The 15,425-nt window shown below is 62.8% G+C and carries 7 protein-coding genes and 4 riboswitches; all 7 genes read right to left on the bottom strand.

Annotated elements, in window-relative coordinates:
* Positions 1 to 3: 3 nt before the first annotated feature.
* A riboswitch (SAM riboswitch) is annotated at positions 4 to 81 on the bottom strand.
* A gap of 212 nt (positions 82 to 293) precedes the next feature.
* The 7 genes from metH to metE all read right to left on the bottom strand — a co-directional run bounded on the left by metH (position 294) and on the right by metE (position 14,933).
* Positions 294 to 4,079: a methionine synthase gene (gene metH / locus ACR9ZN_RS13300; protein ID WP_481272420.1), complete on the bottom strand. Its 3,786-nt coding sequence runs from the start codon at positions 4,077 to 4,079 to the stop codon at positions 294 to 296.
* 420 nt (positions 4,080 to 4,499) lie between these two features.
* A complete protein-coding gene (locus tag ACR9ZN_RS13295) occupies positions 4,500 to 4,805 on the bottom strand; it encodes a hypothetical protein (RefSeq protein WP_454814315.1) in 306 nt (101 codons plus the stop codon).
* A 1-nt stretch (position 4,806) separates the two neighbouring features.
* On the bottom strand, positions 4,807 to 5,886 hold the full coding sequence (locus ACR9ZN_RS13290) for an FAD-binding oxidoreductase (protein WP_481272419.1): 1,080 nt from the start codon (positions 5,884 to 5,886) through the stop codon (positions 4,807 to 4,809).
* Between the two features lie 161 nt (positions 5,887 to 6,047).
* Positions 6,048 to 7,292 carry an aromatic ring-hydroxylating oxygenase subunit alpha gene (locus ACR9ZN_RS13285; protein WP_454814311.1) on the bottom strand — a complete coding sequence of 415 codons (1,245 nt, stop codon included), beginning with the start codon at positions 7,290 to 7,292 and terminating at the stop codon, positions 6,048 to 6,050.
* Between the two features lie 117 nt (positions 7,293 to 7,409).
* Positions 7,410 to 7,615: riboswitch (cobalamin riboswitch) on the bottom strand.
* Between the two features lie 252 nt (positions 7,616 to 7,867).
* Positions 7,868 to 8,983: a ribonucleotide-diphosphate reductase subunit beta gene (locus tag ACR9ZN_RS13280; protein ID WP_481274355.1), complete on the bottom strand. Its 1,116-nt coding sequence runs from the start codon at positions 8,981 to 8,983 to the stop codon at positions 7,868 to 7,870.
* A 128-nt stretch (positions 8,984 to 9,111) separates the two neighbouring features.
* Positions 9,112 to 12,024: a ribonucleoside-diphosphate reductase subunit alpha gene (locus ACR9ZN_RS13275; protein ID WP_481272418.1), complete on the bottom strand. Its 2,913-nt coding sequence runs from the start codon at positions 12,022 to 12,024 to the stop codon at positions 9,112 to 9,114.
* A 109-nt stretch (positions 12,025 to 12,133) separates the two neighbouring features.
* Positions 12,134 to 12,453: riboswitch (cobalamin riboswitch) on the bottom strand.
* A 101-nt stretch (positions 12,454 to 12,554) separates the two neighbouring features.
* Positions 12,555 to 14,933 (bottom strand): 5-methyltetrahydropteroyltriglutamate--homocysteine S-methyltransferase, encoded by a 2,379-nt coding sequence (gene metE, locus ACR9ZN_RS13270; RefSeq protein ID WP_481272417.1) that lies wholly within the window; start codon positions 14,931 to 14,933, stop codon positions 12,555 to 12,557.
* Between the two features lie 263 nt (positions 14,934 to 15,196).
* Positions 15,197 to 15,394: riboswitch (cobalamin riboswitch) on the bottom strand.
* Positions 15,395 to 15,425 lie beyond the last annotated feature (31 nt).

Raw genomic sequence — 15,425 nt, 5'->3', positions numbered from 1 at the left:
GATGGAATGCATCCAGCGGCCCTTTAGCGAGTTGTTTAACGTGGCTGCAAGCCGGCCGGCCAAATCACCACGGAAGAAGAGGTAATCCTGTGGTGAATGGAAATCAATGGCAATCCTGGGAGCGTGAGCGGTGGGCAGATGGGCTCTCACCTTGCGGGATTGGAGGGTCGATCTCCAGATCGACCATCTTGGAAGCGTCGCACGTGAGGAAGAGGGAAGATGGTCGATCTGGAGATCGACCCTCCATGTTCCCCGTGCATATCCGTGGACCGGAAGCCGGCGATCCCGGGAATCTACTCCGCCGCCTCCGCCGTTCGTGGCACATAGTTCAGCACTGGCGAAAGCCAGCGTTCGACTTCGTTCACCGTCATGCCCTTGCGGGTGGCGTAATCCTCGACCTGGTCCTGCTCGATCTTCGACACCCCGAAGTAATAGGCATCGGGATGGGCGAAATAGAGCCCGGACACCGAGGCGCCCGGCCACATCGCATAGCTCTCGGTCAGGCGTACGCCGATGCGTTCTTCGGCGTCGAGCAGGTGGAACAGTGTGCCCTTCTCGGTATGGTCGGGCTGGGCGGGATAGCCCGGGGCAGGGCGGATACCGCGATAGGGTTCGCCGATGAGCTGGTCGGGGGCCAGGTTCTCGTCGATCGCATAGCCCCAGAACTCCTTGCGGACGCGCTCATGCATGCGTTCGGCGAAAGCCTCGGCGAAACGGTCGGCCAGGGCCTTAACCATGATCGAGCCATAGTCGTCATTGGCGCGTTCGAAGCGCTTGGCGATCTCGTCCTCTTCCATGCCGGCCGTGACCACGAAGCCGCCGAGATAGTCGCCCTGGCCACTCGTTTCAGGGGCAACGAAGTCGGAGAGGGCGACATTTGCCCGCCCGTCGCGCTTGGTGAGCTGCTGGCGCAGGGTGTGCAAGCTTGCGAGCTTCCGGCTGCGGTTCTCATCCGTATACAAATGTATATCGTCGCCGACGGCATTCGCCGGCCAGAAGCCGATTATGGCTTTTGGCTGGAACCATTTCTCCGCGATGATGCGTGCCAACATGGCCCGGGCATCGTCGAAAAGCTGGCGTGCAGCCGCTCCCTGCTTCTCGTCGGACAGGATGGCGGGATAACGCCCCTTCAGTTCCCAGGTCTGGAAGAACGGCGTCCAGTCGATGTAGCGCGAAAGCTCGGCGAGATCGTAGTTCTCGAAGACCCGTGTTCCCAGGAAGGATGGTTTCGGTGCCGTGAAGCCTGTCCAATCCACCTTGTGGGCGTTGGCCCTGGCCTTGGCGAGCGGCAGGCGCAGCTTGTCGGCCTCGCTGCGGGCATGCGCCGCCGCGACCTTGGCGTATTCGGCCTGGACGGTTTCGACATAGCCCGCCTTGTTCGCGGGGGACAGCAGGCTGGAGACGACGCCGACGGCGCGGCTCGCATCCGTCACATAGACGGCCTGGCCACGGTCATAGCGCGGATGCACCTTCACGGCGGTATGGACGCGGCTGGTAGTGGCGCCGCCGATCAGCAGGGGGATGTCGAAGCCCTCGCGTTCCATCTCGGCGGCGACATGCACCATTTCGTCGAGCGAGGGTGTGATCAGGCCCGACAGCCCGATGATGTCGACCTTCTCCTGGCGCGCCACCTCGAGGATTTTTGCCGACGGCACCATCACGCCGAGATCGATGATCTCGTAATTGTTGCAGGCGAGCACGACGCCAACGATGTTCTTGCCGATGTCGTGTACGTCGCCCTTCACGGTCGCCATCAAAATCTTGCCGGCGCTCTGGCGTTCGCCAGTGCCACCATTGGCAAGCTTCTCGGCCTCCATATAGGGCAGGAGGCTGGCGACGGCCTGCTTCATCACACGAGCCGACTTCACCACTTGCGGCAGGAACATCTTGCCTGCACCGAAGAGATCGCCAACCACGTTCATGCCGGCCATCAGTGGCCCTTCAATGACGTGCAAGGGACGTGCGGCCGCAAGACGCGCCTCCTCGGTATCGGCATCGATGAACTCGGTAATGCCATTGACGAGCGCATGGGATATGCGCTGCTCGACCGGCCACTCACGCCAGGCGAGATCCTTTTCCTTGGCTTCCTTGCCGGCGGCGCCACGGAAACGCTCGGCCAGTTCGAGCAGGCGTTCGGTCGGGTTCAGCGCCCCGCGCGAGGGCCGGTTGAGCACGACATCCTCGCAGGCTTCGCGCAAGTCCGGATCGATGGATTCATAGACGGCGAGTTGCCCGGCATTGACGATGCCCATGTCCATGCCGGCCTGGATGGCATGGTAGAGGAACACGGCGTGCATGGCCTCTCGCACCGGCTCATTGCCGCGGAACGAGAAGGAGAGATTGGATACCCCGCCCGAAATATGGGCGTGGGGCAGGGTGGTCCTGATCTGCCGCGTCGCCTCGATGAAGGCGACGCCATAGCCGTTATGTTCCTCGATGCCGGTGGCGACGGCGAAGATGTTGGGATCGAAGACGATATCCTCGGGCGGGAAGCCCGCCTGCTCCGTCAAGAGCTTATAGGCTCGGCTGCAGATGGCGACCTTGCGTTCCAGCGTATCGGCCTGTCCCTGTTCGTCGAAGGCCATCACCACCACGGCCGCGCCGTAGGCCCGCACCAGGCGGGCATGGTGAAGAAAGGCTTCCTCGCCTTCCTTCATGGAGATCGAATTGACCAGCGGTTTGCCCTGCACGCATTTCAGGCCGGCCTCGATGATTGAGAATTTCGAGGAATCGATCATAACCGGCACGCGGGCGATGTCCGGCTCGGCGGCGATCAGGTTGAGGAACTCGACCATGGCCTTTTCGGAATCGATCAGGCCCTCGTCCATGTTGATGTCGATGATCTGGGCGCCATTGGCGACCTGGTCGCGGGCGATGTCGAGTGCGGTCGCATAGTCGCCGGCGGTGATGAGCTTACGAAACTTGGCAGAGCCGGTGACGTTGGTGCGCTCGCCCACATTCACGAAGGGGATGGTCGCGTCGAGCGTGAAGGGCTCGAGCCCCGACAGCTTCATCTTGGGTTCGATCTCTGGAATCGGGCGCGGCGCGTGCCGGCCGACCGCTTCGGCGATGGCGCGGATATGCTCCGGCGTCGAGCCGCAGCAGCCGCCGACGATATTGACCAGGCCGTCGCGGGCAAAGCCCTCGATCTGCGCCGCCATCGCCTCTGGGCTCTCGTCATACTGGCCGAACTCGTTGGGCAGGCCGGCATTGGGATAGGCGCAGACGAAGGTATCCGCGACCGTGGAGATCTCGTCGAGATGCGCCCGCATCGCATTGGCGCCGAGCGCGCAGTTGAGGCCGATGGTGAAGGGTCGGGCATGCCGCACCGAATGCCAGAACGCCGTCGGTGTCTGTCCGCTGAGGGTGCGGCCGGAGAGATCGGTGATGGTACCCGAGATCATCACGGGCAGGCGCACTTCCTTTTCGCCAAACACTTCCTCGCAGGCGAAGATGGCGGCCTTGGCGTTGAGCGTGTCGAAAATGGTCTCGATCAGGATGATGTCGGCGCCGCCGTCGATGAGGCCGCGGATCTGCTCGGCATAGGCAATCCGGAGGTCATCGAAGCTGACGGCGCGATAGCCGGGATTGTTGACGTCCGGCGAGATGGAGGCGGTGCGATTGGTTGGGCCAAGCGCGCCGGCGACGAAGCGCCGGCGCCCGTCCTGCTGCTCTGCCTTGATTGCGGCTCGGCGGGCGAGGCGCGCACCATCGCGATTGAGATCGTAGACCGCCTCCTGCATGCCGTAATCGGCCTGCGCGATCGAGGTGGAGGAGAAGGTGTTCGTCTCCAATATGTCGGCGCCGGCCATGGCATAGGCGTAATGAATCGCCTCGATTGCGGCAGGCTGGGTGAGGGTGAGAAGGTCGTTGTTGCCCTTGAGATGGCAGTCGCAGCCGACGAAGCGCTCACCCCGGAAATGGTCCTCCTCGAAGCCGAGCCCCTGGATCTGCGTGCCCATCGCGCCGTCCAGGATCAGGATGCGCTCGCGCGCGGCGGCGGTAAGGGCGGCGAGGATCTCCGCGCCCCGATCGGTTGGGGCAGGCGCGGCGAACAGGGCTTCGACCGGAGCGCTCATCACAAGCTCCTATAACGGAATTACGATATCAAGATATCCTTATATGATAGCGCTGAGAAAAGAGAGGTCAAGGTGAACTATCCCGGAAGCGCCGGTTTTCTGTCTGATGATGCTGGGATGCGAGTGAGATACATGGAGGGGAAGAGGCGGACGAGACGTCCATAGGCGCTGGCTCAAGGCAGCGAGGCCTCAATTCTTTACCCTCCCCTGGAGGGGGAGGGTCGGCCTGGAAGGCCGGGGTGAGGTGATTATCCGCCCCGTTGCCGACAAAAGCGGCGGTTCTTGCGAAGAAGTTCACCCCACCCCGACACTATGGGTCGACCCTCCCCCTCGAGGGGAGGATATTATTGCGCTTTTCGCCTTGATCCCGCGCCTATGGATGTGTCGTCCGCCCTCTAGCCTCTGCTATATCTGGCTGGCTTAGGCATCTGCCCGCAAACGCCGCCGGCCTCGTCGCCGACCGACATGATCGCGCACCTCGTCGAGCAGGCTGCTCAGATGCGGCAGCAGCGGATTGTCCGGGATCGAGGCCTCGAGCAGCAGGACTTTCAGATCGACGGCTTCCCTGGCCAGGTCCGCACCGTCTTCGCGGCTGAGGATCCAGGCCAGCATCAAGGTGCGGGCTCGCTCTTCTGGCAGTGTCGGACCTTCGTCCCGAGAAGCCTCCAGGATGGAGTGCACGATGGCGGCGTCGACGTCGACGGTGTTCTGCGCGGCAATCGTCATCTCAAGCCTCGATCTCGACACGGCCGAGCGGCCGGGTGCAGCAGGCCAGCACCAGGCCGGCGGCGATTTCCTCCTCGCGGATGCCGCCCTGGTGGGTCATGGCGGTCTCCCCCGACAGACATTGTACCTTGCAGGTGCCGCACAGGCCCATTGTGCAACCGGTCGGAATGTTGAGGCCGGCGCCGCGGGCGAGCTGGAGAATGGTCTCGCGGCTGGAGGCCGGCACCTCGATGCCGGATCTGGTGAAGGCCACGCTGGCTTCGCCGGCAAGGGCTTCGTCCGCACCGATGTCCTCCATTGGAGTTTCGGCCGGCTGGAAGCTCTCTTCATGATAGCGGCGCATGTCGTAGCCATTGGCTTCGAGCATGTCCTTGACCGCTGCCATGAAAGGCGCGGGGCCGCAGCAGAACACTTCGCGCTCGCGAAAATCCGGTACGATCAAGCGCAGGGCCGGAGCGTTGAGCCGACCCTGGAAGCCGGTCCAGGCTTCATGGGCCTCGGTCTCTTCCACGATCCAGGCGAGGCGCAGGCGCTGCATGCGTCCGGCCATGCGCTCCAACTCCTTGCGGAAGATGATCTCGCCCGGCCGGCGTGCGCAGTTGACGAAAGCGATATCGGTGGCGGCGCCGTGGTCTTCGGCAAAACGGGTCATCGACATCATCGGCGTGATGCCGGATCCGGCCGAGATGAAGAGGTATTTTTCCGCCGGATGACGAGAGAAGCTGAACTGGCCGAGCGGGCCGTAGGCCTTCAACCGCGTGCCGGGTTTGAGGTTGTCCAGCATCCAGCGCGTGCCGATGCTGGAGGCCTGCGCCTTGGCGGTGACGCTGATAGAAAGCGGGCGGGAAGGGCTCGACGACAGCGTATAAGTGCGCAGCACCGGCCCGGCTTCGGCCGGGATTTCGAGCGTGATGAACTGGCCCGGTTCGTAGCGGAACCAGCCTTGTTCGGCGGCGCGGAAGGTGAAGGTCGCGACGTCGCGGCCCTCATGGATGATCGAAACGCATTCGAGCGCCTGGCTCTGATCGTTCCAGGGCGGCGTTTCGTCGATATGCCTGAATTTTTGTGTAGCGATCGGCATGATGTCTGCCCTTGTATATGTCGGTTTCGCTAACACCCTCCCCTGGAGGGGGAGGGTCGACGCGAAGAGTCGGGGTGGGGTGATTTTCACCGGCTGCTGTGTTTCTCAGCCCACCCCGTACTTCGTCCGACTCTCCCCCTCCAGGGGAGGGTGAAAAGGCGCTAGGCCACGCTGCGCAGGCGGACGCCGTCGTTACCCAGCGCCGCTTCCATGGCGTTGCGATACCACTCGACGAACTGCATAACGCCACCCTCGTGTTCGGGGGCGTAGGGTCCGGGCGTGTAGACGGGCGAAGAGACGCCGAGCTGGTTTTCCTCGACGATCTGGCGGTCCTGGTCGTTGGTCATCTGCCAGACATAGGTGAGTTCATCGAGATTATAGTCGACCCCTTCGACCGCATCCTTGTGCACCAGCCATTTGGTGGTGACCTGGGTTTCCTTCGGCCCGATGGGAAGCACGCGGAAGCTCACGGCATGGTCGCCCAACGCGTGGTTCCAGGTGGTGGGATAGTGGAAGAGCAGGAGGGCGCCGATATTGCCTTCTTCGATCGTCGGGCTGAGGGGGCGTTGCACCGCCGGCTTGCCCGACATCGTATAGCTGGCGGCATTGCGCAGCAGCGGCATGCGGGCCATGCGGAACTGGCCGTCACCGGAAATGCTGAAGGTGCTGGGCAGGCCGGCTTCCTCGCAACGCCGCCAATGCTGGCCGATGAGCGGATCCTTGTCGGCACCCTGGATACCCGTCACCGTCGGGGCTTCTGGGAAGGTACGGCAAAGCTCGGGATGATTACCCGCGCAGTGGTAGCACTCGCGGTTGTTCTCCCACACCAGCTTCCAATTGCCCTTTTCGACGATGGTGCTCTCGAAGGCCACCTTGGTGTTTTTCAGGCCATGCGGTGCCAGATAGGGCATGGCGCCGGCGCGGAAGGTCTCGAAATCGGGTGCCTCCTTGGCAAGGCAGATCCAGATATAGCCGGCCACGCTCTCGCAATGCACGGGCTTCAGCCCATATTGCGCGGCGTCGAAGCCGGGGCCCATGTCGCGGGCGAACAGCAGGCGCCCGTCGAGCTCGTAGGTCCACTGATGATAGGGGCAGACCAGCTTGGCGACGCTGCCGCGCTCGGCCGCGCAGAGCCGTGATCCCCGGTGCCGGCAGGAATTGTGAAAGGCGCGGATGGCGCCGTCACCGGAGCGCAGCACGATCACCGGATAGTCGCCGACCTGGAGAGTGAAATAGCTGCCCGGCTTGCCGAGCTCGCAATCATGGCCCGCGAACAGCCATTCACGGTACCAGATGTTCTCCATATCCAGCCGGAAGTACTCCGGGTCTGTGTAGAATTTGCCCTCGAGCGTGGTGCCCGGTTGATGGGTCCGGAGGCGGCCCAACATGTCCTGATGCGCTGTCATGTCAAAATCCCGCGTGACAACCAATGCGTTGACTTGGCAGCGGGATGGGAAAGCGGCTCGGCGATCCGCGCCGGTGAAAAGGCGCAGCCAAACCTCCTCCCGGAACGCCCACCGCGTCCGTCGGTTTCCTTCGCGGCTGGTTTCCGGGCTCAGGAGCGGCCTTCCGGCCCGATCGCGACGCCTTCCCAGGTCTTCCCGACCCAGTGGCACCTGCCGCGATCTTCTCCTCTACCGTTGCGGGGGCAGCGCCGGATTCAGACCGGCTTCCCAAATTCTCCAGTCCGCCTTGGGGGCGAACCGGCACCTCGAATGAGGATTAGAATACATCGAGTCGGCGCACCGACTAGAGGCGATGCGACGGATGATGGTGTGTTCAGGACATTGTCACCGAGAGCTTGAGGAAGGAAGGTCGGGAAGGAGACATTGAATGTCCATCATTCCCCGCATGGCGGGGGATGATGGAGCAACCTGTCCCACTCCTTTCGAGATGTTGGAATCTGAAATCTGGATGAGGGGTCATGATGCCCCATCCCAGCTTTCCTCCGATTTGTTCCGAAGACCTCGAAAGCGTGCCTTCAATCCCAGCTCAGCGCGCCACCGTTCTGATATTCGATGACACGCGTCTCGAAGAAGTTCTTCTCCTTCTTCAGGTCCATCGCCTCACTCATCCAGGGGAAGGGGTTCTCCACGTCCGGGAATACCGGCATGAGCCCGAGCTGGGCGCAGCGCCTGTTGGCGATGAAATGCATGTATTGTTCGCAGGACACCGCGTTGAGGCCGAGGAAGCCGCGCGGCATGGTGTCCCGGCCATAGGCGGCCTCCAGTTCAGCGGCTTCGCGGATCATCTGCTGGAGATCGGCTTGGAAGGTCAGCGTCCACAGATGCGGGTTCTCGATCTTGATCTGGTTGATCACGTCGATGCCGAAGTTTAGATGGATGCTCTCGTCGCGCAGGATGTACTGATACTGCTCGGCGATCCCCACCATCTTGTTGCGCCGGCCGAGCGAGAGGATCTGGGCAAAGCCGGTATAGAACCACATGCCCTCGAAGATGACGTAGAACGCGACGAGATCGCGCAGGAAGGCCTGGTCGGCGTCCGGCGTGCCGGTCTTGAAATCGGGATCGTCGAGATGCTGGGTATGCTTGAGCGCCCAGGCCGCCTTGTCGGTGATCGAGGGGATCTCGCGATACATATTGAAGAGTTCGCCCTCGTCGAGCCCGAGGCTCTCGACGATATATTGGAAGGTGTGGGTGTGCACCGCCTCCTCGAAAGCTTGGCGCAGCAAATATTGCCGGCATTCGGGGTTGGTGAGGTGGCGGTAGATCGCCAGGACGATATTGTTGGCGACCAGGCTCTCGGAGGCGGCGAAGAAGCCGAGATTGCGCTTGAGCATGCGCCGCTCGTCCTGCGTCAGGCCGTCCTTGGACTTCCACAGCGCGATGTCCGCTTGCATCGATACCTCGGTCGGCATCCAATGGTTGTTGCAGCCGGCGAGATATTTCTCCCAGGCCCATTTGTATTTGAGCGGCAGGAGCTGGTTTACGTCGGCGCGGGCATTGATCATCCGTTTCTCGTCGACCGTGACACGGCCGCCCTTGCGGTCGATCGCGCCGAGGCCGGTCGCATCCGCCGTGCTCTGTGGCAGGGGAAGCTGGGCTGCGGGCGAGGTGGGTTCGGACCAGTCGAGCATCGTCATCGTTTTCTTATCCTCAGAGCGTTTTCCAGAAAAGTTGATAGACTTTTCGCTTAAGAAAACGCGTCAAAACAAAGAGTTGGAAAGCAAGGCGCGAAAGGGAAAAATCGCACCTCGTTCTCGGCTCACTGGCACGCTTCGCAGTCGGGGTCGTGGATGGAGCAGGCCTTGCCCCACGCTTCCGACTGCAGTGTTTCCGGCTGAGTCTCGATCAGGATCGGCGCGGCCGCTTGCGGCACCGTGGCAGAGACGGCGTTGAGCTTGCCGTCGGTGCCCTTCAGCGTCGATTTCTCGACATGGGTGGCCGACTGCGAGCGCAGGTAATAGGTCGTCTTCAGGCCACGCTTCCAGGCCAGGCGGTAGAGCGTATCGAGCTTCTTGCCGGAGGGATTGGCGATATAGAGGTTGAGCGACTGGGCCTGGTCGATCCACTTCTGCCGGCGCGCCGCGGCTTCGATCAGCCAGGCGGTGTCGATCTCGAAAGCGGTGGCGTAAAGCGCTTTCAGCTCTTCGGGGATGCGATCGATCTGGCCGAGAGAGCCGTCGAAATATTTGAGATCGGAGATCATGACCTCGTCCCACAAGCCCCGTGCCTTGAGATCGTGGACCAGGGCCGAGGTCACCACTGTGAAATCGCCCGACATGTTCGATTTCACGAAGAGGTTCTGATAGGCCGGCTCGATTGACTGGGACACGCCGCAGATGTTGGAGATCGTCGCCGTCGGCGCGATCGCCATGGTGTTGGAATTGCGCATGCCGACGGTCTTCACCCGCTCGCGCAGGGCGTCCCAGGGCAGGGTCGTGCCGGTGTCGAAGGCCACGTTGTCGCGCGTCTCGGCCAGCAGGCCGACCGAGTCGATCGGCAGGACGCCCTGCGACCACAGCGAGCCATCGAAACTGGGGTAGCGACCGCGCTCGGCCGCCAGGTCTGTTGAGGCCGAGATGGCATGGAAGGACACGGCTTCCATGCTCTCGTCGGCAAAGCGCACGGCGGCTTCGGAGGCATAGGGCAGGCGCAGGGCCTGCAGGGCATCCTGGAAGCCCATGATGCCGAGACCGACGGGCCGGTGCTTGAGGTTGGAACGCCGTGCCTCGGGAATGGTGTAGAAATTGATGTCGATGACGTTGTCGAGCATGCGCATCGCCGTCGTCACCGTCGCCTTGAGCTTGTCGAACATCAGGCCGTCGGCGTCGACATGGGCAGCGAGGTTGACCGAGCCGAGATTGCACACGGCAACCTCGTCATGGGAGGTGTTCAGCGTAATTTCGGTGCACAGGTTCGAGGAATGTACCACGCCGACGTGACGCTGGGGCGAGCGGATGTTGCAGGGGTCCTTGAAGGTGATCCAGGGATGCCCGGTCTCGAACAGCATGGTCAGCATCTTGCGCCAGAGATCGATGGCCCGGATCTGCCTGAAGACGCGGAGCTCGCCGCGCGCGGCGCGTGCCTCATGCGCCTCATAGGCGACCTTGAAGGCGGGACCGTAGAGGTCGTGCAGGTCCGGCGTTTCGTCCGGTGAGAACAGGGTCCAGGGGCCATCCTGTTCCACACGTTCCATGAACAGATCCGGCACCCAGTTGGCGGTGTTCATGTCATGGGTGCGGCGGCGGTCGTCACCGGAGTTCTTGCGAAGATCGAGGAATTCCTCGATGTCGACATGCCAGGTCTCCAGATAGGCGCAGACCGCGCCCTTGCGCTTGCCGCCCTGATTGACGGCGATTGCGGTATCGTTGGCGACCTTGAGGAAGGGCACCACGCCCTGGCTTTCGCCATTGGTGCCTTTGATATGGGCGCCGAGCCCACGCACATTGCTCCAGTCATTGCCGAGGCCACCGGAATATTTGGCGAGCAGCGCATTGTCCTTCACCGCCTTGAAGATACCTTCGAGGTCGTCGGACACAGTGGTCAGGAAGCAGGAGGAGAGCTGGGCGCGCAGCGTTCCCGAATTGAACAAAGTCGGCGTCGAGGCCATGAAGTCGAAGGAGGAGAGAAGATCGTAGAACTCGATCGCCCGTGCCTCCCGGTCGATCTCGCGCAAGGCCAGGCCCATGGCCACGCGCATGAAAAAGGCCTGCGGCAGCTCAAAACGCGTGCCGCGCACATGCAGGAAATAGCGGTCATAAAGTGTCTGCAGCCCGAGATAGTCGAACTTGAGATCGCGTTCGGGCTTGAGGGCAGCGGCAAGGCGGGCGAGGTCGAAGCGGCCGAGCTCCGGGTCGAGCAGTTCGTTGGCGATGCCGACGCGGATATAGTCATGGAAATACTCGGCGTAGCGGGTCGCCATCTCGGCCTGCGTCGCCTGGTCGGGATGGCCTCCGACGAAGCTGAGCGCCTCGCGGCGCAGCTTGTCGTTGAGCAGCCGGGCGCTGACCTTGGCGTAATCAGGTTCGGTCTCGATCAGGGTGCGGGCGGCGAGGATCGGCGCGATCGCCAGTTCGTCCTGGCTGATGCCGTCATAGAGATTGCGCTGCGTCTCGTTCAGCACGGTCTCTGCATCGGTGTCGGCAAGACCTGCGCAGGCTTCGCGCACCAGGGCGGTGAGGCGCGCGTGGTCGAGCGGTAACAAGGAGCCCTCCGCCGTCTTCATCCGCAGGGCAGGGGCGATGGCGGTCCGTGCCTCTGTCTCGGTTGCTCGTTCCAGGGCGCGCTCTTGGGCGTGCTGTTCGCGATAGAGCACATAGGCACGCGCCACCTTGTGGTGTTCGCCGCGCATCAAGGCGAGTTCAACCTGGTCCTGGATGTCCTCGATATGGAAGGTTCGGCCCGCATCGGCACGGCGGGTCAGGCCGGCAACGATCTGGGCCGTGAGTTCGGCGACAATGTCATGCACCCGGCGCGAAGCAGCGGCCGAATTGCCCTCGACGGCGAGAAAGGCCTTGGTCAGGGCCACCGAAATCTTGGAGGCATCGAAAGGCGTGACGCCGCCGTTGCGGCGAATGACCTGATAGCCCGGTTCCGAGGCCGGCTTCGCCCTATCGGCGCCGGTAGCCGGAAAAGGCGTCTTTGTGGTCGTGGCAGTTTCGAGATCGAGAGACATTCGGCAAACCCCAAAATGTTGGAGGCTTGGGCCGAAGGAACGCGTTCCGCGTCGGCGCAGGCATATGCGCCACGAGCAAAGCGATCCGTCGGGGCACCCCGCCCGAGGAAACGATAACCAGCCACAGGCAGGTCTCCTGGCTCGCGGGTCGTTGCGAACTGTCTGCCTTCCCGGCGAAGGGCGGGTTGAACCCGCCTTCCGGCCAGTGGCACAGCGACAGCCCGCTCTCCGCTTACAGTTGCGGGGGCAGCCCCGGCTTTGCCCTAGAGCGTCTTGTGTTTTGAAGCGTCGCTTCAAATCGAAAAGACGCGTCGAACAAAAAGTTCGAGGAAAAAAGCGTTTTCACCAAACGCGCTTTGCTCTCGGGCTCACCGGATTCCCTCTTAGCCTCGGACAGCGAATCCGAGGACCTGTGGATACAGCATCTAGTATGTCTGGGTGCCTCTATGTCAATACATGGTGTGTGATGCCCTTTTTTTCAACGGGGACAAGGCGTGCCGGAGGACGAAATTTGTCCCCCGGCAGGTTTTTCACGCGGACGCCGCCACTCTCGCTGGAGCGGTCTCTTCACGAAGTTTGCGGGCGGCGGCAACCATGTTGACGAGGGCCGGGCGGACCTCGTCCCAGCTGCGGGTTTTCAGGCCGCAATCGGGGTTGACCCAGAGCTGATCGCCGGCGATCCGCTCGCGTGCCTTGGCAAGGAGGTCGCGCATCTCCGCCACGGTGGGGCAGCGGGGAGAGTGGATGTCATAGACGCCCGGCCCGATCTCGTTGGGGTAGCGATAGGCCCGGAACGCATCGAGAAGTTCCATTTTGGACCGGGCAGTCTCGATCGAGATCACGTCTGCATCCAGGCCTCCAACGGCATGGATGATGTCGTTGAACTCCGAGTAGCACATATGGGTGTGGATCTGCGTGGCATCGTCGACGCCTGAGGCGGCGAGGCGGAAACAGGCGACCGCCCAGGTCAGATAGGCCTCCTTTTCGGCGTGTCTGAGCGGCAGGCCCTCGCGAATGGCCGGCTCGTCGATCTGGATGATGCGGATGCCGGCCCGTTCCAGATCGCCGACCTCGTCGCGCAAGGCGAGGGCGATCTGCCGGCAGACCTGCTCGCGCTCGAGGTCGTCCCGCACGAAGGACCATTGCAGCATGGTGACCGGTCCGGTCAGCATGCCCTTGACAGGACGCTTGGTCAGGGATTGTGCGAAGCGTGCCCATTCCACCGTCATGGCCCGGGGACGCGAGACATCGCCATAGATGATCGGCGGGCGCACGCAGCGCGAGCCATAGCTCTGGACCCAGCCATGCTGGGTAAAGGCATAGCCGGCCAGTTGCTCGCCGAAATACTGCACCATGTCGTTGCGCTCGAATTCGCCATGCACGAGAACGTCGAGGCCGATCTCTTCCTGCCAAGTGATCGCCTGGGTGGTTTCCTGTCGCAGAAAACGCTGATAGTCGGCGTCGTCGATCCAGCCCTTTGCGTGGTCAGCGCGTGCTTTGCGTACGGCGCCGGTCTGGGGGAAGGAACCGATGGTCGTGGTGGGAAATTGCGGCAGGCCGAGCCATTCCTGGGCCCGGCGGCGCAGCGTGTAGGGATGCTGGCGCTCGCTCATGGCCGGCGTGAGCCCGTCCATGCGGGCGGCGACGCCGGCATCATGTATACGAGCGGATACATGGCGGGCCGCATCTGCTGCGTCCGATTGGGCGAGCTCATCAGCGACGGCCCGCCGCCCGTCGACCAGGGCTGTCGACAGGGTCTTCAGCTCTCCGATCTTCTGGACGGCGAAGGCCAGCCAACTGCGGAGTTCAGGATCGAACGCGCGCTCGGCCTCGACATCGTAGGGAACGTGGAACAGGGAACAGCTCGGAGCGAGGACGACGCGGTGGGGGCCGAGGGCTGCAACCGCCGGCTCGATCCGATCAAGAAGGGCAGTCAGGTTGCTCCGCCAGACATTGCGCCCGTCGATCACGCCCAGCGATAGCACCTTGTCGGCGCTGGCTCGTGCGACCGCCTGCCCGAGCTGGCTTGGCGCCCGCACCAGGTCGAGATGCAGGCCGGCGCTGGGCAGGTCGAGTGCCAGGTCGAGATTGTAGCCGAGGCCGCCGAAATAGGTCGCGATCATGATCTTCAGATCGGAGACCGTGCTGGAAAGGACGCCATAGGCATGGCGCAGGGCGGCCCGCGCGTTCTCGTCGAGATCGAGCACGAGACAGGGTTCGTCGAACTGCACCCAGTCCGCGCCGGCCGCGGCCAACCTGTGCAGGATCTCGGCATAGACGGGCAAGAGGCCTGGCAGCAGGGTGAGCGGATCCAGGCCCTCGTCCTTGCTCTTGCCGAGCAGCAGATAGGTCACCGGGCCGATGAGCACGGGGTGCGTGTGGAAGCCGAGCGCTACGGCCTCCCTGAATTCGTCAATGGGCTTGGCCGAAGCGAGTTCGAAGGCCTGGCCGCGGCGAAATTCGGGAACCATGTAGTGATAGTTGGTGTCGAACCATTTGGTCATCTCGAGAGCGGGGACACCGCCGCCGCCATGGCAGCAGCCCTCATGGCCACGATCGTCATGGCCACGATCGTCATGGCCACGATCGTCATGGCCCCGCCTGCCGCGCGCCATGGCGAAATAGGTCGAAAGCGGGACGGAGCCACCCTCCCAGCCATATTGAGAGGGGATGGCACCGACCACGGCGCTCATATCGAGAACCTGATCGTAGAGCGAAAAGTCATTGGACGGGATATGGGTAACGCCGAGCAGGCTCTGTCGAGCCCAGTTGCTCGCGCGCAACTGGGCTGCCGTTGCGAGCAAGGCGGTCTCGTTCTGCCTTCCGGCCCAGTGGGCTTCGAGGGCCGTCTTGAGTTCGCGACGTGGGCCGATGCGTGGCGTGCCGAGCGTCGAAATGGGAATGGACATGCGCGTCTCCGGCCGGTGACCGATAGGTCCCGGTTCGTGGTGAATGGATCGGATCGAGGAGGGAGCGGCGTACCGTCAGGGCACGCCGCAACGCATTCGTCGTCGAGCAGTCGGATCGACTGCACCTTCACGCATGATGGCAGTTTGAAGCTTGAACATCGGCAGACCCCATGAAGAACTGGGGGCAAAGGCCGTACGGGAGCGCCTGACGCGGCCAAGGACATTGACTTGGTCAAGCAACCACCGGGACACCCCGCCCGAGGACGTTTACATTCGTCGGGGCAGGTCTCCTGGCTCACGGCTCACCGAGCTTGCCTGCCTTCCCACCTGCGCAGGGCAGGCAGTGGCATGATGAGGCAAGTTCTCGCCGTCTACAGTTGCGGGGGCAGCGCCGGCATCGCACCGGCTTCCCTCTTAGCTTCCATTGCGAGAATGGAAGAACCTCGACTGGGCAAGCAAACGACAAGACGTCGTGAAAGTCAAGGTCGACAT

The organism is Labrys sp. HAY1-8F, assembly GCF_056754975.1.
The sequence above is the reverse complement of the archived record's forward strand: the minus strand, read 5'-3'. Positions and strand labels throughout refer to the sequence as shown.